We start from the raw sequence: 19,670 nt of genomic DNA, 5'->3' as shown, positions 1-19,670 counted from the left end.
TGCCGCGACTTTTGTTAACCGGTAGTATTTTATTTTTCTTGATTGAAAGGTGTTTCCATGAAGCATGGTTGGGTTGTTGTCGGAATGTTAGCTGGCACGATGATGGGCGCGCTGGCGGGTTGCCAGAATATGGAAGCGGTTTCCCCGTGGGTGGACCTGGGGAATCAGGTTGCCAAAAATGCCGGCTACGATACCGATTCGAGACTGTCCCGCGCTATTAAGGATACGCTGAATGCCAGTACCGACCGTGCGAGTGCGGGGTTGTCACAGCAGGGTGCATTTAACCTGCGGTTACCGGCATCCGCTCAGCCCGTAGCCAATAGCCTGCGCCAATACGGATTTGGCAGCTATGTGGATCAGCTCGAACAGGCGATGAACCGGGGGGCTGAGCAGGCAGCGGTTGAAGCGGCGCCGGTATTCAAGCAGGCCATTGCCGGGATGACGGTCAATGATGCGCTGGGGATTGTTCGTGGTGGCGACACCGCTGCAACCAATTATTTCCGCGGGCAGACCGAAAGTGCGCTGCGCTCACGGTTCCAGCCGATTGTTGAAGCCAACCTGCAGAAGACCGGCTTCTATGAGCAGTACAAAAGCATGCTGTCGGTGTACGAAAGCCTGCCCATTGCCAACAAGCCGAATATGGACGTAGAGCGCTATGTGTTGGATAGCAGCATGGCTACGCTGTTTACTCGTATCGGTGAAGAAGAGGCGCTGATCCGAAAGGACCCGGTGGCCCGGGGTAGTGTGTTGATTGGTCAGGTGTTTGGTGAGGGTTGAGACATTTCCGCGGTCTCGACTCACAGTCTCAAAGGGCCCTTAGGGGTCCTTTTTATTGCGGGTGAATCCGCCACATACGAAAAAGGCCCACACTTTCGTGTGAGCCTTTTTCGTATGTGGCGGACCGGACGGGACTCGAACCCGCGACCTCCGGCGTGACAGGCCGGCATTCTAACCAACTGAACTACCGGTCCGCATTCCTGATCACCCTTTGAAACTCTGCCAAGCAGATGAAAGGGAGTGGTGGGTGGTACAGGGGTCGAACCTGTGACCTACGCCTTGTAAGGGCGCCGCTCTACCAACTGAGCTAACCACCCCGCGTCAGGAGCTGCGTATAGTAATGATATTTTTTGGGGCGTCAACGCTTTTTGAAAAAAATATTGTTATTCAATGGGTTATGGCGGTCTTCGGCCCTTCCTGCGCCGGTTTTGAGCGGGTGTGTCGGGGCGGCCTGGCACTGCTATAATCGCCCGACTTTCCGTTGGAGAAGATCAGTGCTGAACAAGATCGAAAAGAAGCCGCTGGGCGCTGTGCGGACATTGCTGCTGGCTGTGGTCATGTGCGCAGGTGCCAGTTGGGCGTCGGTGGAGGTAGAGCCTCTGTCCAGTGCAGAACTACAGGCGCGCTATCAGGTGCTGATTGAGGAGATGCGCTGCCCCAAGTGTCAGAATCAGAATCTGGCGGGGTCTGACTCCATGGTGGCCATGGACCTGCGCCGCGAGATTCGCCGTTTGCTGGAGGAGGGGTTCAGTGATGTGGAAGTCCAGGATTATATGGTGGCGCGCTATGGCGACTTCGTCCTCTATCGACCCCCACTGCAACGTAACACCATGGCGCTGTGGTTCGCGCCCGGTGTGTTCGCTGCGTTAGGACTGCTTACGTTGATCGTTATTGTCGTGCGCTCGCGCAACGGTCGCGGCGGCAGGCAGGATCAAGACGCGCAGGAGTTGAGCGTAGAAGAGCAGCGGCGTCTGGAAGAGTTGCTGAATACCGGTGAGCAGCGCGGAGGCAAAAACAATGACTGATCTCTGGTTAATACTGGCCCTGTTGCTGTTGCCTCTGGCGGCTATTATCGCCTGGCCGTTGCTGCGCCCAGTTGCGCCCGGGGCAAATGCAGTGGATTCGAACGCTAGCGCTGATTTGCAGGCGCACGCGGTGCTGTATCGCGAGCATCTTGCCGAACTGGAGGCCTCGCGGGCCAGCGGTGTGGTGGATGAGACGCAGTACCAGTCGCTCAAAACCGAGCTCGCGCGCAAACTGCTTTCGGAAGAGGGTGGTGGTTACCGTATGGCCGCTGCGCGTCAGGGAGGGCGCGGTCTGTTGTTTGCGTTGGCGTTCCTGTTGCCGTTTACCGCGGTTGGGCTGTATTTCTATTGGGGCTCTTACAGCGATCTCGCTCTGTATCGCGATATTGCCGCCAGTCAGACCGGTGCAACCGATTTGGTGGCGGAAGCGCGCATTACACAGCAGCTGCGCGCTCGTGCAGGCTCCCATCCTGAAGATCTGACCAGCCGCTATGTGTTGGCACAGCGCCTGCTGGTCAGCAATGATCTGGCTGGTGCGATTGCCGAGTACCGCTATATTGTCGCGCGCGAGCCTCAGGCTGCGAATGTCCGCGCGGAGCTTGCGCAGGCGCTGTTTTTTGCCAGTGGTTCGCAGGTGTCACCGGAAGTTGTTAAGGAGGTGGCGCTGGTGCTGGAGGCGCAGCCGGATAATGCCACCGCGCTCGGGTTAGCGGGTATCGCCGCATTCGAGCGCGAAGACTTTGCCGCAGCGCGCGCCCACTGGCAGCGCGCGCTTGCGCAGATGCCCCCAGGCTCCAGTGCCGCCCAAGCTTTGTCTGCCGGTGTTGCTCGCGCGGAGCAGGCGCTGGCAGAAGCCGGCGGCGGGCAGCTGCAGCAGCCGATTGCTCAGGTGCCCGCGGCGTCCACATCCGGCGCGGAAGAGTCAGCTGTCTCTGGCAGTGAGAATCGTATTTCGGTCAAGGTCACCCTGTCCGAGGCGGTGCAGGCTTCCCCGGATACCCCGGTCTTTATTTACGCTCGCACCGAAGAAAGTCCCATGCCGCTCGCCATCGTGCGCCTCGCCGCGGCAGACCTGCCGACGGAAGTGGTGCTGGATGAGTCCAAGGCGATGATGCCTGGACGCAGCCTCAAGACGGTAGACCAGGTGCAGGTGGTGGCGCGCCTCGCCATTAATGGCAATGCTCGCCCGGCCCCGGGTGACTGGCAGGGCGAAATCAAGTTGCTGCCCCGCAGCGACTGGTCGAAACCGGTGCATATCGCCATCGACCAGCAAATGTGACGGTTTCGCGCACGCCCCGCGACCGCTAACCCGGAACCACTAGCGTGGCCGCGGGCTTTGGCCTGTGCGGTCAAAATTAGCGCTGAAACCCTGCCCGCAGCCATGTACAATCGGCGGTTTGCAAAAACAAAGCGGCGATTTGGCGTCTATCTATTGAATTAGGTGTCCGGATCACCCGGAGATTACAACGAAGAGCGTTCGGCGGCGGTGCACAGTGACCGTACGGACGCCGTGTATTACCGAGTTTCAAGACCATGCGTTTGAAGTGCATCAAGCTGGCCGGGTTCAAGTCTTTCGTTGACCCGACCACCGTTTACTTCCCCTCCAATCTCAGCGCCGTGGTCGGCCCCAACGGCTGTGGCAAGTCCAATACCATCGACGCCGTGCGCTGGGTAATGGGGGAATCGTCCGCCAAAAACCTGCGCGGCGACTCCATGACCGACGTCATCTTCAATGGCTCCAGTGGCCGTAAGCCTGTTGGTCAGGCCTCCATTGAGCTGGTGTTCGACAACTCCGCCGGCAAACTCACCGGCGAGTACGCGGCGTTCAGCGAAATTTCCATCAAGCGCAAGGTAACCCGCGACGGGCAGAACATTTATTACCTGAATGGTGAAAAGTGCCGCCGCCGCGACGTAACCGACCTGTTCCTGGGTACCGGACTGGGGCCGCGCAGCTACGCCATCATCGAGCAGGGGATGATCTCCAAGCTGATCGAGGCCAAGCCGGAAGATCTGCGGGTGTTTATCGAAGAAGCCGCGGGCATCTCCAAGTACAAGGAGCGCCGCCGCGACACCGAAAACCGCATGCGTCGCACCAAGGAAAACCTGGAACGTCTCACCGATATCCGCGACGAACTGGATCGCCAGCTGTCGCGCCTCGAGCGCCAGTCCGCGGCAGCGGAGAAGTACAGCCGCTTCAAAGAGGAAGAGCGTACCCACAAAGCGCACCTGCAGGCACTGAAATATCGCGAACTGGACGATCAGACCCGGGCCAAGCAGCAGCAGATCGGTGAGCTCGAACTCACCGTGGAAGAGCTGGTGACCCGCCAGGTGAGCTGTGACACAGGGATCGAAACCCAGCGCGTCGCATATCACGAATTTTCCGATGCATTCAACGAAGTGCAGGGCCGTTTCTACTCCGTGGGCGCGGATATCGCGCGTCTGGAGCAGAGCATTTCCCACGCCCGGGAGCGCAATTCCCGGTTGCAGTCGGATCTCGCACGCACCGAGCAGGAATTCGCGGAATCCCAGTCGCTGTTGGCGGCGGATCAGGAGCGGGCGCTGGAGTTTGAGGCCGAGCTGGAAGTGATCGTGCCGGACCTGGATATGGTCCAGGCGGCAGAAGAAGAGTCTGCCCAGACCCTGCTCACCGCCGAAGACCAGATGCGCGAGTGGCAGAACGAGTGGGACCAGTTCAATCAGGGCGCCTCTGACTCCCGTCAGCGCGCGGAAGTTCAGCAGTCCCGTATCCAGCACCTGGAAACTTCCTCCCAGCGCCTGCGCGATCGCATCAATAAACTGCAGAGTGAACTGGAAAGCCTCAGCGGTTCCGCCGACGATAGCGAACTGGAACAGCAGAATGAAGAGCTGGCGGAAATGGAGATGCAGCTCAGTGAGCTGCGCGATTCCATTTCCGAGCAGGTGGAGCAGTTGTCTGACCTGCGCCGCCAGGAAACCGACATCGCCAGTGATCTCGACAAAGAGCGCCTGCAACTGCAGACCAGTCGCGGACGCCAGGCCTCCCTCGAGGCACTGCAGCAGGCCGCTATGGGGCAGGGCAAGGCGGTTGCCGGCTGGCTGGAGCAGCACAATCTGCAGGGTCGCCCGCGTCTGGCAGAGCAGATCCGCGCGCAATCCGGCTGGGAGACCGCGGTGGAAACCGTGCTCGGAGCCCAGCTGCAAGCGATTTGCATTGACCAGATAGAATCCCTGAAGGAATCCCTCGCAAGCTTCGAGGGCGGCCAGGCGGTATTTGTCGACGGCCGCAGTGTGGCGTCTTCCCGTGCCGGCAGCCTGCCCAAACTGGCCGACGTAGTTGAGGCGCCGCTGTCCCTGGCGGGACTGATTGATGGCATCTATACCGCGGAAGACCTGAACGCGGCACTGGCCCAGCGCGACCAGCTGAACGGGGGCGAGTCCATCGTCACCCGCGATGGCCTGTGGGTCGGGCCCAACTGGCTGCGGGTCAGTCGCGGCGCCGATGCCGAGGCCGGGGTGCTGGCGCGAAAGCAGGAGCTGGAGAATCTCTCCCGGTCTCTGGAGGAATGCGAGGCGCGGATCGAGGAGTTGACCGAGCAGCGCGAGCAGCTGCGCAGCCGCGCCGGCGAGCTCGAAACCGGTATCGAACAGGCCCGCAACAACGCCGAACAGCTGAATCGCCGCACCGGCGACCTGCGCAGCCAGTTGTCTGCACAGCGTGCGCGCCAGGAGCAGATGGACGAGCGCCGCCGCCGCATCGAGCAGGAAATTGCCGAGGTACGCGAGCAGAAAGAGGCCGAATCCGAATCCATTTCCGAGGCCCGCATCGCCTTGCAGGAGGCGGTTGAGGCCATGAGCGACGATACCGATCGCCGTGAAACCATGCTGGCGCGCCGCGAGGCCCTGCGCGAAGCCCTCGATGCCGCCCGCCAGCGCGCCCGCGAAGACAAGGACCGCTCTCACGAGCTGGCCATGCGCGAGCAATCCGTGCGCACGCAAAAAGTATCGCTGGAGCGCACCCTGCAGGTGCTGCGGGAGCAGGTCGAGCGGCTGCAGGAGCGCCGTGAACAACTGCATCTGCAGATGGAAGAGGCCCAGGATCCGTCACAGGATTACCAGGGCGAGCTGGAAGAAAAGCTCGCCCAGCGCATCGACGTCGAGCAGGAGTTGGTTGAAGCGCGCAAGAAGCTCGAAGAGGTGGAAACCACTCTGCGCGGCCACGAACAGGAGCGTCAGAAAGCGGAATCTGCCCTGCAGGGCGTACGCGCCCAGCTGGAAATGCAGCGCCTGGAAGCCAAGTCCCTGGAGACCCAGCGCAACGGCCTGGTAGAGCAGCTGCGCGAATCCGATCACGATGTTGCGCAGCTGCTGGAAGAGCTTCCGGAAGAGCTGACGATAGACGCGGTGCAGCAGGACATCGAACTGGTGGCCGCGCGGATCTCCCGTCTCGGTCCCATCAACCTGGCAGCGATCGACGAATACAAGCAGGAATCCGAGCGCAAGCACTACCTGGATCGCCAGTTCGGCGACCTGAACGATGCGCTGGAAACCCTGGAAAATGCGATCCGCCGGATCGACAAGGAAACCCGCACCCGCTTCAAGGAAACCTTCGATCAGGTGAACGGCGGCCTGCAGGAACTGTTCCCGAAAGTCTTCGGTGGAGGTCACGCCTATCTGGAACTGACCGGTGATGATTTGCTGGATACCGGTATCGCCATCATGGCGCGCCCACCGGGCAAGCGGAACAGTACCATCCACCTGCTTTCCGGTGGTGAAAAGGCGCTGACCGCAATTGCCCTGGTATTTTCCATCTTCCGTCTCAACCCGGCGCCTTTCTGTATGCTGGATGAGGTGGATGCGCCCCTGGACGATGCCAACGTGGGTCGCTATGCGCGGATGGTGAAAGAAATGTCCGAGCACGTGCAATTCATCTACATTACTCACAACAAGATCGCGATGGAGATGGCCGATCAACTGTTGGGTGTAACCATGCACGAGCCGGGCGTATCCCGTCTGGTATCCGTAAACGTAGAGGAAGCCGCGGAGCTGGCGTCTGCGTGATGAAGGTTCAAAATGGTTGTAACCGGAAGATCCCGGTGAATTGCGGCGAGTGGAATCTGGCTTGGCGGAGTCAATGGAAGTCGGCAAAGGGAGAGGGGAGCACAAATGGATAACTGGCTGATCAATCTGCTGGCACTGGTGCTGTTTGCCGTTGTACTGGACGGCGCGCGCCGGGCCTGGCTGAAGCACCGCGACAGCATGAAGGTGTCGCGTAACCTGTCCCGTTCCATGCGTCGGGGTGTGGATGACTACGACAACGATGTTCTCTCCCCACCCCGAGTGGTGGAATCTGCCGAGCGTCCGTCCCCTAGGGTAAGCGAGAGCTTTTCGCATGCCGCGCAAGACTTCGCCTGTGATGACGGCCCGGATTACGGCTCCGCGCTGGCAGATTCACCGCTGGAATATATCGACCCGGAAGAATTGGAAAAGCGCCGCCAGATTGCTGCGGAACTGCCCGGCACCGTGCGTGTGGTGCAGCGCCGCAAGCCGGAGGATGCGAGTCAGGTCAATCGTCAGGTGCAGCAGAACTTCCATTCCTCGCGCAAGCCGCTGGCGGGCAGTCGCCCCGATCGCAGGGAATCTGAGGATGCTGTCGACGTTTCCCCCATGCGTTCGGAGCCCCGTGCTGAGCCGCGTTCAGCGTCCACGCGTGCGCCGGAGCAGGCAAGCCTGAATCTGGATGAGCAGGTGCCGGTACTGATGGATTCCATCGTTGATGATGAGTCCGGGTACGTGGAGCAGGCTCCTCGGGAGGAATCGCAGCCGCACTTCTGGCAGGCGTCCACCGAGCAGGATTTGCCAGAGCCGGCCGGCGTAGCTTCCCCGGAAGTTGGACGGGAAGCCGAATTTGCTGTGCACGGTGATGTCGATCCCCTTGCCAGTCTGGCGGATGAGCCGGTGTCTGGCGGTCGTCGCGAACCCTCGCTGGATGAGTCTGTAAGCCTGGATTCACTACATGCGAGCGTGGATGAGCCTGTCGCGCCGGTCGATGCGCCGGAAGATAAACCGCGGACAACCAAATCCCTGTGGGCCAGTGCCGAAATCAAGTTGCCGGAACTCAAATTCCCGGACCTTAAAAAAGCGGTAACCCCGGCGCGGGAAAACCATGAAAAGCCAGAGGCGCCGGCCAAAGGTCGCGCCGGCAAGCGCGAAGCCGTCGCCCGCAAGGAGCGTGCCGTGGAAGAAGTGTTGATCCTGAATATCATGGCGCCGGCAGGCGACTGCTTTGAGGGCAATGACCTGCTGCGCGTATTGTTCGCCAGCGGAATGCGCTTTGGTGATATGAATATATTCCACTATCACACCGGTGAGGATGGTGAGGGACCGGCACTGTTCAGCTTGGCGAATATCGTGGTGCCGGGCACATTTGACATGTCTGCCATGGAAGACTTCACCACCCCGGGTGTCAGCCTGTTCCTGGCCCTGCCGGCGGAAGTGGAGGCATTGAAGGCATTCAACACATTGCTGACTACCGCCCGCTACATTGCCGAGCAATTGGCAGGAGAGCTCAAGGACGAAAACCGTAGCGTATTTACTGCGCAGACAGCGGAGCACTACCGTCAGCGAGTGATGGAATTTCAGCGTCGCAAGGCCCTGGCCAGGGCGCAGGCCTGAAGTCCGTAGTAACGACTGATATACGCAGGCGCCAGCTCGCAAGTGGGCACTCCCGGTTCAAACGGGAAGAGCCTGGCGGCCAGCTGGCACCTGCGGAATACCACCCCCTCTCCACCGGCAAGAATCCCCCATTTTTGCGGACCTAAAATGACAAAAACTATTCCCCCGGAGACGCAGCAACGTGCTCTGGAACTGCATGACATTCTCAACCGCGCTAACTACCAATACTACGTGCTGGATGCGCCGGAGCTTCCGGATGCCGAGTACGATCGCTGCCTGCGCGAATTGCAGGCGCTGGAAAATGAATATCCGCAGCTGATCAGCAGTGATTCCCCTACCCAGCGGGTGGGTGCCGCACCGCTTGCGGCGTTTACCCAGATCCGTCACGAAATGCCGATGTTGTCGCTGGACAACGCATTCAGCGATGAGGAGCTGGAGGATTTCGATCGCCGTATTCGCGATCGTCTGAACAGCAGTGATCCGGTGGAGTATGCCTGCGAACCGAAACTGGACGGCATCGCCGTCAGCCTGCTGTACCGCGACGGTATTCTCGAGCGCGCGGCTACCCGCGGTGACGGCACTGTAGGAGAAGATATCACCCAGAATGTGCGCACCATCTACTCGGTGCCACTCAAACTGCTGGACGATGATGTGCCAGCGGTGCTGGAAGTACGCGGTGAAATCTATATGCCCAAGGCCGGCTTCGCCGCCCTGAATGAAAAGGCGCAGAAAGCGGGGGTGAAAGGTTTTGTTAATCCGCGCAATGCCGCTGCCGGTAGCCTGCGCCAGCTGGACTCGCGGATTACTGCCCAGCGTCCGCTGGAACTGTGCGTGTACAGTGTCGGCCTTGTGGAGGGTGGCGATCTGCCGGAACGCCACACGGAAATTCTCGAGCAGCTGAACCGATGGGGTTTCCGTATCAACAGCGAAATGGCAGTAGCAGAAAATATCCAGGCCTGTATCGAATATTACCGCAGGCTCGGTGAGAAGCGCGCGCAGCTCGCTTACGATATCGACGGTATCGTTTTCAAGGTCAACAGCATCGCGCTGCAAAAGCGCCTCGGCTTTGTGGCGCGGGCACCGCGCTGGGCCACCGCGTACAAATTCCCTGCGCAAGAGGAAATGACCGAGCTGCTGGATGTGGAATTCCAGGTGGGCCGCACTGGCGCGGTTACCCCGGTGGCGCGCCTGCAGCCGGTGTTTGTCGGTGGCGTAACCGTCTCCAACGCCACCCTGCACAACCGCGATGAAATCGAGCGCCTCGGAGTGAAAATTGGCGATACGGTGATTATCCGCCGCGCTGGCGACGTGATTCCACAGGTGGTTTCCGTGGTGGAGAGCCGCCGTCCCGCCGACGCGCGGGATATCGAATTTCCCAGCCACTGCCCGGTGTGCGACTCGCCAGTGGAAGCCTCGCCCGGCGAAGCGGTCGCGCGCTGCAGCGGTGGACTTATCTGCAGCGCCCAGCGCAAGCAGGCGATCAAACATTTTGCCTCGCGCAAGGCGATGGATATCGATGGTCTCGGCGACAAGCTGGTGGAGCAGATGGTGGATGAAGGATTGCTCAAATCCGTCTCCGGTCTCTATCACCTGTCTCTGGAGCCGCTAGTGGCACTGGAGCGTATGGGCGAGAAATCCGCGCAGAACCTGCTGGATGCGCTGGAGCGCAGCAAGGCGACCACACTGCCGAAATTCCTTTATGCCCTCGGCATCCGCGAAGTGGGCGAGGCCACTGCGCGCAACCTGGCGCGGCATTTTGGCCAGCTGGAAAAACTGATGCAGGCGGATACCGAGGCTCTGCAGCAAGTGGAGGATGTGGGGCCGGTGGTTGCCCACTATGTGGCCGAATTCTTCGAGCAGCCGCACAACCTGGAGGAAGTCGCTGCGCTACAGCAGGCCGGCGTGCACTGGGAAGATGAAGTACAGGAAGCTGGTGAGCAACCGCTCGCCGGCCAGACCTGGGTGCTCACCGGCAAGCTGGAAACCCTTTCCCGCAGCGAGGCGAAGGATTACCTGCAGCGGCTCGGTGCGAAGGTTGCCGGCAGCGTTTCCGCCAATACCCACACGGTAGTGGCGGGCCCCGGCGCGGGCTCCAAGCTGAACAAAGCGCGTGAGCTGGATCTTCCTGTACTGGATGAAGAGGGGCTCATGGCGATGCTGCGGGAGCGGGGCATCGAGATCTGATAGCGATACCGCCACGGATTTTGATGGGAAATTATCCTGTCCGTGGCGGGTTGTTTGAAATGCGATCGAATCGTGAATTTGACGCCATTCGAAGGTGGCTTTCTGGCTTGAGCGCCGTTACAGTTGCGGAAATCAGTTTTTTCGACAGTGCCTGCTGACAAATTTGTTTGCGCGGCAGGTAAGGGTAGGGGTTGGCGCAGCGTGATTCAGGGCGATCAGGAATCCATCGTTTACGGCTGTATCAAAGACAGCAACAGCCTGACTGGCGGCAGCGAACGCCGCCGGGTCAATCGCGAAGCAATTCTGGCGCTGCCCAGCGCTGACGAGTGGCCTTTTCTTTGCCGCGACATGTTTTCCATTCCGACCATCAAGGTCAAGCAGTCCCAGTATCAGACTGATGTGATTCACTTCGGCGCGTCCTATCGCGCGATCGAATATGAATGGAATCACTGGATTCAGAAATTCGAAGAACTGTTGCGCAGTATGTACTGGGTTTCCGCTACAGTGCACCTGGAAACCGAACTCTCCGGCACTCACTCTTTCAACTGGGAGGCTGCGGGCCTCTATCACGAACCCGGCTGCGGTGAGATGCAGGTGCGCTGTGAGTGGACCCAGGAAGGTCGCGTCAGCGTCTGATTGAATTTCAATCTTCAGATTTCCAATTTCCCGCACTGCACGCTAAATTTGTGACGGTTTTCCGTTTGCACGATTTGTGTGCCCATTTGTCTACAGCGCGACAGAGGTGATTCATGCCCGCTAAGTCGTCTGACGGCGCAGATAGTTTCCGTATAGAAAAAGACAGTCTGGGGGAGGTTCGGGTCCCGCAGGGTGCGCGCTATGGCGCTCAGACCCAGCGCGCGGTCGAAAATTTTCCGGTGAGTGATTATCGGCTGCCACAGGAATTTCTGCGCGCGGTGGTGGCGATCAAGCGCGCGGCGGCAGAAACCAATAGCCGTTTGAGAATTTTGGATGTGGACCTGGCAGAGGCCATCGTTCAGGCCTGCGACCAGCTCACGGATGCGGATTACCAGAATCAATTTCCGGTCGATGTTTTCCAGACCGGTTCCGGTACCAGTACCAATATGAATGTGAACGAGGTGCTCGCGCATCTCGCTTCCGAAGCGGCCGGTAAAACGGTCAGCGCCAACGACCACGTCAATATGTGCCAGAGCAGTAATGACGTGATACCAACCGCGATTCACCTTTCTACTTTGCTCGCGTTGCAGAATCGGTTGTTGCCGGCGCTGGTGCATTTGATCGACGCGATTGACGCGAAAGCTGAAGCGGTGGATGGCATCGTAAAAACCGGGCGCACTCATTTAATGGATGCGGTTCCTGTCACCCTCGCGCAAGAGCTGCTGGCGTGGTCGGCGCAGATCAAGCTGTGCAAGGAGCGGATTGAATCCTCCTTGCCGCGCCTGGAGGCGCTGGCGCAGGGGGGGACGGCAGTGGGTTCCGGGCTGAATGCGCACAGGGATTTTGCGGTAATGTTTGCACGCAAGCTGAGCAGTGCCTGCGGGGTTTCCCTGCGTCCCGCTGAAAATCCGTTTGCCGCCATTTCCAGCCAGGATACTGCGGTGGAGGTGTCCGGACAGCTGAAAACCCTGGCGGTGGCGCTGATGAAGATCGCCAATGATCTGCGCTGGATGAATAGCGGGCCACTGGCGGGGTTTGGCGAGATCGCACTGCCTTCCCTGCAGCCCGGCAGCAGCATCATGCCCGGCAAGGTAAATCCGGTTATTGCTGAGTCGGTGGCGATGGTGGCGGCCAAGGTGATGGGCAATGACACCACCATTACCGTGGCGGGGCAGAGTGGCAATTTTCAGCTCAATGTGATGTTGCCGGTGATCGCTTTTTCGCTGCTGGAAAGTGTGCGGATTCTCACGGCCTCAGCGCGCCTGCTGGCGGACAAGGCCATTAGCGGCTTTACCGTTAACGAAGCGCGTATGCGCGAGGCGCTGGCGAGAAACCCGATACTGGTGACTGCGCTCAACCCCGTTATTGGCTACGCGAAGGCGGCAGAGATAGCGAAAAATGCCTATGCCAGCGGACGCCCGGTTTTGGAAGTGGCCGTGGAAATGACCGATTTATCCCGCGCTGAGCTGGAACAGCTGCTGGATCCGGCTCGCCTGAGTTGTGGCGGTATCGTTGGTGGAAAGTGAATGGGTAGGCTGACGCGCTGTTAGTTTGGTTGCCTGTGGCGTCAGGGACGCGGCGGGCGATGTGCCCGGGATAGCTTTTCAGCTCAGCACCAGAATGCCGAGCAAAATGAAAACGGTGAGCAGCATCATGCACCCGATCCAAAGTGCCAGCTTGCGGAGTGTTTTCCTATCTTCCTGTCGATAGACAAGTCGATCGTTCATGGGCACATCTCCTCGACCTCAATCGTGAAATCAGGCCGCTTTCCCTATTGTTGGCTGTGTGGTTGCCGCCGTTTCGTTGACAGTGATGTCGCGATGTTGCAGGATTCGGCGCCGTGTCGCCGGCATACCCCTGTGCCAAGTACCTATCCTTAGTGATAGTCACCCTCAAAGGGTAGTGTTGGCGCCCGCCGCCGACCATCCATTCATTTCTCACTGGAAGTGTTGCTGCTATGGCCAACAAACGCCGCCGTTCATTCATTACCAGTGTGCTTGCATGCATCGCCTTTATTGCCGCTGCAATCTGGAGCTGGGATCTGCCGGTGGCGGATGTGCTCAGCTATCTGGTGCTGATGCTGCTGTTTCTCGTGGCTATTGTCGCCTTCGCGCTGGGGTTCGGTGCGCTGCTGAACTGGTTGCGCAATCGCCGAGATAAGTGAAACCGCGGCCACCAGGCCAGTATTGAGTCCGCAGAATCGGGAGCCCGACGGGAATTAGCCGCGAAAATGGAAAGCGCCAACGACGATATCCGCATTCCCATTGCCTATGTGCAGCGACTGCTGGACGAGGCCTCTAAGCACGGGTGCGACCGCGGCGAGTTGCTGGCGTCGGTGGATATTTCCGAGCAGGACCTGGAAGACACTGCGGCTTTTTCCGCCGTCAAATACGGGCGCCTTTATCAGCGGGTGATGTGGCTCGCGCAGGACGAGTGGTTCGGAATGCTGAGTGGCGGTCGCGTGCGCTCCGGGTCCTTTCGCCTGCTGTGCCTTACGGTGGTGAACTGCGCCACCGTGCGCCAGGCAATTACCCTGAGCGCGGAATTTATGGAAATCTGCCGGGGGTTCCGCGTCAAGCCGGTGCTGCGGCGGGATGGAGACCGTGACAGGGTGGTCATTCAGGGCATCAGTTCCCTGGCACCGGGGGAGTTCGACCAGTTGATCGCCGAGACGTCGCCCGGGGTGATTCGCACCACTCTGGCGGTGTGGCACCGTTTCTATTGCTGGCTGGTTGGTCGGGAGATTCCGCTGGCGAAACTGCACTTTTCTTTTCCCTGCCCGGAGGAGTTCCTCGCTCTCGCCCAGAGTGAGGCGGGGGAGCTGATGTTTGATCAGCCTGGCAATGCGCTGGAATACGAGAGTCGCTACCTGGATTACCCGATTGTGCAGAGCCCCCAGACCGTGGAGGATTTTATCCGCACCGCGCCCTACCATCTGGTCATCAGCGATGGCAATGCCAACAGTATCAAGACCAAGGTGAAGACCATTCTCAACCGGGATGTGAGCGAATCCATGCCGGCGGCAGAAGCGGTTGCCGAGCGCCTGAATATGTCGGTAACTACATTGCGGCGCAAACTTCAGCAGGAGAATACCTCCTATCAGAAGTTGAAGGACGAGTGCCGCATGGAAGCCGCGTTCCACTATCTAAGCTGCCCGGATCTCTCCAACACCCAGATTGCGGAAATGCTCGGTTTCGATGAGGCCAGTGCATTCTTCCGTGCCTTCAAGAAGTGGACGGGGGTTACCCCCGGCGAGTACCGCAAAAGCCCCCGCTCGACATCCGCAGGTATCTGACGCCGTTACATTGGCGGATATTTCTCGCATCGCTGTGGGCTTTTAGCGTTTTTTTCAGCTGGTATCGCCTCTCATTGTGACTCATCCGTCAGCATCATGTCGGTCATTTGTCCGCCGTATTTTGTTAGTGGTTTGGGCATTTTTCGCCATAGTGGCTTTTGCCCATTTGCAACTAATATGAATAAAACCAAAAGTTGAGTCACAGGTGTGACGGCCCGGTATCGCCTTTCGATACCCCTGGTAAACGCCGTGAACTCCATCAGGTCCACTGAGTAAAAATTGCTAGAAGAGGGTAATCAGGATGAGCGAGATCAAGATTCCGCTGCGCGACATGCGCTTCGCCATGCGCGAGCTGCTGAACTGGGATCAGCACTATGCGTCTCTGGGTTATGAAGATGCGAGTCCGGATGTGGTGGACGCCATCCTGGAAGAGGGCGCCAAATTCTGTGAAAACGTGCTCGCCCCCCTGAACCAGATCGGTGACCAGCAGGGCTGTACCTGGAAAGACGGTGAAGTCACCACTCCGGAGGGCTTCAAGGAAGCCTACCAGCAGTTCGTTGAGGCCGGCTGGCCTTCTCTGGCGCACAGCGTTGATCACGGTGGCCAGGGTCTGCCGCCGTCCCTCGGCACCATCCTGAGTGAGATGGTGGGTACCGCGAACTGGTCCTGGGGCATGTACCCCGGCCTGTCCCATGGCGCCATGAATACCCTGGAAGCCCACGGTACCGACGAGCAGAAGCACACTTACCTGACCAAACTGGTCGAGGGTAGCTGGACTGGCACCATGTGTCTGACCGAGCCGCATTGTGGTACCGACCTGGGTATCCTGCGCTCCAAGGCCGAGCCCAATGACGACGGCTCCTACTCCATTTCCGGCACCAAGATTTTCATTTCCGCCGGTGAGCACGACATGGCCGAGAATATCGTCCACATCGTTCTCGCGCGCCTGCCCGATGCCCCCGCTGGGACCAAGGGCATTTCCCTGTTTATCGTACCCAAGTTCCTGCCGAACGCAGACGGTTCCCTGGGTGAGCGCAATGGCGTGACCTGTGGTTCCCTCGAGCACAAGATGGGTATTCACGGCAACGCCACCGCGGTGCTGAACTTCGACGGCGCCAAAGGCTTCCTGATCGGCCCGCCGAACAAAGGCCTGAACTGCATGTTCACCTTTATGAATACCGCGCGTCTGGGTACTGCCCTGCAGGGTGTTGCGCACGCCGAAGCGGGCTTCCAGAAGTCACTGGCCTACGCCAAAGACCGCCTGCAGATGCGCTCCCTGAGCGGCCCGAAAAACCCGAATGGCGCGGCCGACCCGATCATCGTGCATCCGGACGTGCGCCGTATGCTGCTGACCCAGAAGGCGTTTGCCGAAGGTGGTCGCATGCTGGTCATGCTGTGCGCGCAGCAGGTAGACCGCACCCAGGTGGGCAGCGAGGAAGAGCGTAAAGAAGCAGACGACCTGCTGGCGTTCCTGACCCCGATTGCCAAGGCGTTCCTGACTGAAACCGGTTACGAATCCGCAAACCTGGGTATGCAGTGCTTCGGCGGTCACGGCTATATTGCCGAGTGGGGTATGGAGCAGAACGTTCGCGATGCCCGTATCTCCACCATTTATGAAGGTACTACTGGCGTTCAGGCGCTCGACCTGCTGGGCCGTAAGGTACTGATGAGCCAGGGCGAACTGCTGCGCAAATTCACCAAAGTCGTGCACAAGTTCTGCAAGGCCGAGGTAGACAACGAGGCACTGGCACCTTTCGTTACCAAACTGCAGGAAATCAACCAGCAGTGGGGCGAGCTGACCATGAATGTCGGCGTAAAAGCCATGGAAAACCCCGACGAAGTCGGTGCGGCATCCGTGGACTACCTGATGTACTCCGGTTATGCGGTACAGGCGTACCTGTGGGCGCTGGCGGCCAAAGTGGCGAACGAACAACTCGCCGCGGGCACTGCGGAAGAAGACTTCTACCGCGCCAAGCTCGTTACCGCGCGCTTCTTCTTCGAGCGCATCCTGCCGCGCACCGCGTATCACGCGATTGCGATGCAGAGTGGAGCTGACAACCTGATGAGCCTGGATGCGGAACACTTCGTATTCTGAGCCTGATGTCACTTTAAACACCGCCGCTGGAAACAGCGGCGGTGTTTTTGAATCTGGCTTTTACCAATGGCGGTGAAAGCGGGATGAAAGAATATCCGGAGCACCGATGCAATTACCGGCGCACATTCTCGAGCGGCTGCAGGCATTACCTTGTTTGCCCATAACCACTCGGGTACAGTTTCGTTTGCCAGATGGCAGTGATTTTTACTTGCAGGTACAGCGCTCAGATGATGCTGACGGCGCCATCCATGCTGTACAGAATTCTGGGGAGGTAGAATCTGCTGACCTGGAACTCGAGATGTCTTTCCAGACCCTAAATGACATCATCGACGGCCAGCTGAGTGCTCGGCATGCCTTTTTGCTGGGGGATATTCGCTACGCCGGTAATCGCGAACTGGCGGCAGCATTGGCAGACCTGTTTTCCACTTTCTAGAATATTCATCGGATAACTATCAAAACATACAATAATTATCTGTTCGCATAACCGTGTCCTTAAGATTTCGTCTATAAACGGACAAGGAATTTCGTATCGGCTCGTAGTGTTTTGCTGGCGTATTCCAGTGGAGCTGCACGGTACAGGTTTCTTCGTTCTGCAGCGTGAGCGATAATTCGCAGGATAAGGTTCGGCGCCAGTCTGGCGGACAGCACCACAAAAACAACATTGGGAGAAATAAGTTGGACATCGAACGCAGTATTCTTGACGTGCTCACCAGTGCCACGGCGAAATATGCTGAGCGGCCCGCGTTTACCTGCCTGGGTCACACGCTTACTCTTGGCGACATCGACCGGCTCAGCGCCAACTTTGCCTCCTACCTGCAGAACAACACAAATCTCAAGCCCGGTGATCGTATCGCCGTACAACTGCCCAACGTATTGCAATACCCCGTTGTTGTATTTGGTGCACTGCGTGCAGGCCTCATTGTGGTCAACACCAACCCGCTGTACACCCGCCGTGAGCTCAAGCACCAGCTAAATGACTCCGGTGCCAAGGCCCTGGTCGTGCTGGCCAATATTGCCGATACCGCGTCCGCGGTGATCCCGGAGACATCCGTAGAGCAGGTCATCGTTACCGAAATTGCCGACCTGCATGCACCGCTCAAGCGCGTGTTGATCAACAGTGTGGCGAAGTACGTCAAGAAAATGGTGCCGGCATTCCATTTTGCTAACCAAGTGGATTTCCGCGATGCCATGGCAATCGGTGCCAAGAAGCCGCATCAGGATGTGGTGCGCACTCCCGACGATATCGCCGTGCTGCAATATACCGGTGGTACTACCGGCGTTGCCAAAGGTGCGATGCTTACCAACCGCAACCTGGTTGCGAACATGGAACAGGTGCGAGAAGCCCTGGGTGACTCCATGAAAGAGGGCGAGGAGTTTTATATCGCTCCGCTGCCTCTGTACCACATTTACGCGTTTACCATTCACTGCATGTGCCTGTTTACCACTGGCAATCACTCGCTGCTGATCCCGAATCCACGCGATATCCCGGGCTTTGTGAAAACCCTGAAGGGCAAGCGTTTCACCGGTTTCTGTGGCCTGAACACCCTGTTTAACGGTCTGATGCGCTGCCCGGAATTCGCCGATCTCGATTTCAGCAAGCTGCACACCACCTGTTCCGGTGGCATGGCGCTGACTCGCGCCACCGCAGAAAAATGGGAGGCAATGACCGGTTGTGTGGTTACCGAGGGCTACGGTATGACCGAGACCTCGCCAGTGGTTTCCTTCAACCCCGCGGAAGCCGTACAGCTGGGTACGGTGGGCATTGCTGTGCCGGGTACCGAGGTGAAGGTCACTGACGAAAACGGCAATGACCTGCCGAACAACACCCCGGGAGAACTTTGTGTTCGCGGCCCGCAGGTAATGAAGGGATACTGGGAGCGCCCGGAAGCCACCGCTGAAACCATCGATGCGGAAGGGTGGCTGAAAACCGGTGATATGGCGGTTATCCAGGATGACGGTTACATCAAGATTGTTGACCGCAAGAAGGACATGATCATCGTGTCCGGATTCAACGTCTATCCAAATGAAATCGAAGATATCGTCGCCGCGCACCCGAAAGTGACCGAGGCTGCCGCCGTGGGTATTCCCGATGAGCGCAGCGGTGAATCGGTCAAATTGTTCGTGGTGAGAGCGGATGCTTCGTTGACTGCGGAAGAGGTAATTGCCTACTGCCGTGAAAACATGACTGCGTACAAGGTGCCGAAAAATATCGAGTTCCGCGAAGATCTGCCGAAAACCAATGTGGGCAAGATTTTGCGTCGTGAGCTTCGCGATGAAGAACTGAAAAAGGTTGAGGCGGAAGTCAGCGCCTGAGCGTGAAGGCTTCCACCACTAAAAACCCGCTGCTTGCAGCGGGTTTTTTTTATGCAAAATTTTCATCGTGCGACAATGATGTTAAGGCGTGTGACACCGGACAGTAGGTTACTGCGCTATAACTAGGAGATAAAAATTTACGGTTGAGCGCGAAATGGCACAGCAAAAACAGCGGCCTACCTTGATCCACGAGGAGTTGCCTGCGGAGCACGAAGATCCGCTGATTCGTGTATTGCATATTGTCATCCGCAGCTCCGTACGCTTTCTATCCGTGTTGATGGCTCTGGTAATCATGTGGAGTGTCGCGGATGTGGTTTGGGTGCTTTATCAGCGCCTGAGTACCGAGCCGGTGCTGCTACTGGACCACAACGATCTATTTGATGTGTTTGGGGCGATTATGCTGGTGCTTATCTCCATCGAGATCTTCATCAACATTCGTCTTTACCTGGGGTCCAATGTGATTCCTATTCAGCTGGTGGTGGCGACGGCACTGATGGCGATCGCGCGGAAGGTTATCGTTCTTGATCTGGATGATACAGGGCCAATGTATATCCTGGGTATTGCAGCGGTGGTTATGGCGCTGGGGGTAACCTATTGGCTGGTGGCAAAGAAGGAGATGCTTACCTATAGCGAGCGACGCAGTCTGTTGGAGGATCAGGAAAAATAAACCTGACTATTAATTTCTGATAAAAAA

Annotated in this window: 15 protein-coding genes and 2 tRNA genes; 14 read left to right on the top strand and 3 right to left on the bottom strand. The window is 58.4% G+C overall.

The features are described 5' to 3' along the window. Positions 1 to 84: 84 nt before the first annotated feature. Positions 85 to 777: a DUF4197 domain-containing protein gene (locus tag VIL80_RS11505; RefSeq protein WP_332036251.1), complete on the top strand. Its 693-nt coding sequence runs from the start codon at positions 85 to 87 to the stop codon at positions 775 to 777. 117 nt (positions 778 to 894) lie between these two features. On the opposite strand, the gene VIL80_RS11500 is transcribed toward VIL80_RS11505, so the two are convergent. Continuing rightward, positions 895 to 971, bottom strand: a tRNA-Asp gene (locus tag VIL80_RS11500). A 47-nt stretch (positions 972 to 1,018) separates the two neighbouring features. Next, a tRNA-Val gene (locus tag VIL80_RS11495) sits at positions 1,019 to 1,094 on the bottom strand. Positions 1,095 to 1,271: 177 nt separating this feature from the next. Here VIL80_RS11495 and VIL80_RS11490 point away from each other — a divergent pair. The 7 genes from VIL80_RS11490 (at position 1,272) to VIL80_RS11460 (ending at position 12,799) form a co-directional block, all read left to right on the top strand. Beyond that, complete coding sequence (locus VIL80_RS11490; RefSeq protein ID WP_332036250.1) at positions 1,272 to 1,802, top strand: cytochrome c-type biogenesis protein; 531 nt, start codon at positions 1,272 to 1,274, stop codon at positions 1,800 to 1,802. Next, positions 1,795 to 3,081: a c-type cytochrome biogenesis protein CcmI gene (ccmI, locus tag VIL80_RS11485; RefSeq protein ID WP_332036249.1), complete on the top strand. Its 1,287-nt coding sequence runs from the start codon at positions 1,795 to 1,797 to the stop codon at positions 3,079 to 3,081. Before VIL80_RS11490 ends, ccmI begins: the two co-directional genes overlap by 8 nt. A gap of 254 nt (positions 3,082 to 3,335) precedes the next feature. Then, complete coding sequence (smc, locus tag VIL80_RS11480; RefSeq protein WP_332036248.1) at positions 3,336 to 6,839, top strand: chromosome segregation protein SMC; 3,504 nt, start codon at positions 3,336 to 3,338, stop codon at positions 6,837 to 6,839. A 105-nt stretch (positions 6,840 to 6,944) separates the two neighbouring features. Beyond that, positions 6,945 to 8,453, top strand: a complete 1,509-nt coding sequence (gene zipA / locus VIL80_RS11475; protein WP_332036247.1) for a cell division protein ZipA — start codon at positions 6,945 to 6,947, stop codon at positions 8,451 to 8,453. Positions 8,454 to 8,600: 147 nt separating this feature from the next. Continuing rightward, on the top strand, positions 8,601 to 10,637 hold the full coding sequence (ligA, locus tag VIL80_RS11470) for an NAD-dependent DNA ligase LigA (protein WP_332036246.1): 2,037 nt from the start codon (positions 8,601 to 8,603) through the stop codon (positions 10,635 to 10,637). A 201-nt stretch (positions 10,638 to 10,838) separates the two neighbouring features. Next, complete coding sequence (locus tag VIL80_RS11465) at positions 10,839 to 11,273, top strand: hypothetical protein (protein ID WP_332036245.1); 435 nt, start codon at positions 10,839 to 10,841, stop codon at positions 11,271 to 11,273. A gap of 113 nt (positions 11,274 to 11,386) precedes the next feature. Beyond that, positions 11,387 to 12,799, top strand: a complete 1,413-nt coding sequence (locus VIL80_RS11460; RefSeq protein ID WP_332036244.1) for a class II fumarate hydratase — start codon at positions 11,387 to 11,389, stop codon at positions 12,797 to 12,799. A gap of 78 nt (positions 12,800 to 12,877) precedes the next feature. On the opposite strand, the gene VIL80_RS11455 is transcribed toward VIL80_RS11460, so the two are convergent. Then, positions 12,878 to 13,000 carry a hypothetical protein gene (locus VIL80_RS11455; protein ID WP_332036243.1) on the bottom strand — a complete coding sequence of 41 codons (123 nt, stop codon included), beginning with the start codon at positions 12,998 to 13,000 and terminating at the stop codon, positions 12,878 to 12,880. Positions 13,001 to 13,230: 230 nt separating this feature from the next. Between VIL80_RS11455 and VIL80_RS11450 the strand changes: the two genes are divergently transcribed. From VIL80_RS11450 to VIL80_RS11425, 6 genes are all read left to right on the top strand, one after another. Further along, positions 13,231 to 13,437: a hypothetical protein gene (locus VIL80_RS11450; protein ID WP_318953806.1), complete on the top strand. Its 207-nt coding sequence runs from the start codon at positions 13,231 to 13,233 to the stop codon at positions 13,435 to 13,437. A gap of 66 nt (positions 13,438 to 13,503) precedes the next feature. Next, positions 13,504 to 14,568: an AraC family transcriptional regulator gene (locus tag VIL80_RS11445; protein WP_332036242.1), complete on the top strand. Its 1,065-nt coding sequence runs from the start codon at positions 13,504 to 13,506 to the stop codon at positions 14,566 to 14,568. 301 nt (positions 14,569 to 14,869) lie between these two features. After that, positions 14,870 to 16,663 (top strand): acyl-CoA dehydrogenase C-terminal domain-containing protein, encoded by a 1,794-nt coding sequence (locus tag VIL80_RS11440; RefSeq protein WP_332036241.1) that lies wholly within the window; start codon positions 14,870 to 14,872, stop codon positions 16,661 to 16,663. A 106-nt stretch (positions 16,664 to 16,769) separates the two neighbouring features. Then, positions 16,770 to 17,096 carry an SCP2 sterol-binding domain-containing protein gene (locus VIL80_RS11435; protein ID WP_332036240.1) on the top strand — a complete coding sequence of 109 codons (327 nt, stop codon included), beginning with the start codon at positions 16,770 to 16,772 and terminating at the stop codon, positions 17,094 to 17,096. Positions 17,097 to 17,338: 242 nt separating this feature from the next. Beyond that, complete coding sequence (locus tag VIL80_RS11430) at positions 17,339 to 18,976, top strand: AMP-binding protein (RefSeq protein ID WP_332036239.1); 1,638 nt, start codon at positions 17,339 to 17,341, stop codon at positions 18,974 to 18,976. 154 nt (positions 18,977 to 19,130) lie between these two features. After that, positions 19,131 to 19,643, top strand: coding sequence for a phosphate-starvation-inducible PsiE family protein (locus VIL80_RS11425; protein ID WP_332036238.1), 513 nt, complete (start codon positions 19,131 to 19,133; stop codon positions 19,641 to 19,643). Positions 19,644 to 19,670: the final 27 nt, after the last annotated feature.

The sequence above is a fragment of the Microbulbifer sp. genome (assembly GCF_036563125.1).
In the GTDB taxonomy this organism is placed as follows: domain Bacteria; phylum Pseudomonadota; class Gammaproteobacteria; order Pseudomonadales; family Cellvibrionaceae; genus Microbulbifer.
This window is presented reverse-complemented; position numbering and strand designations above follow the sequence as displayed.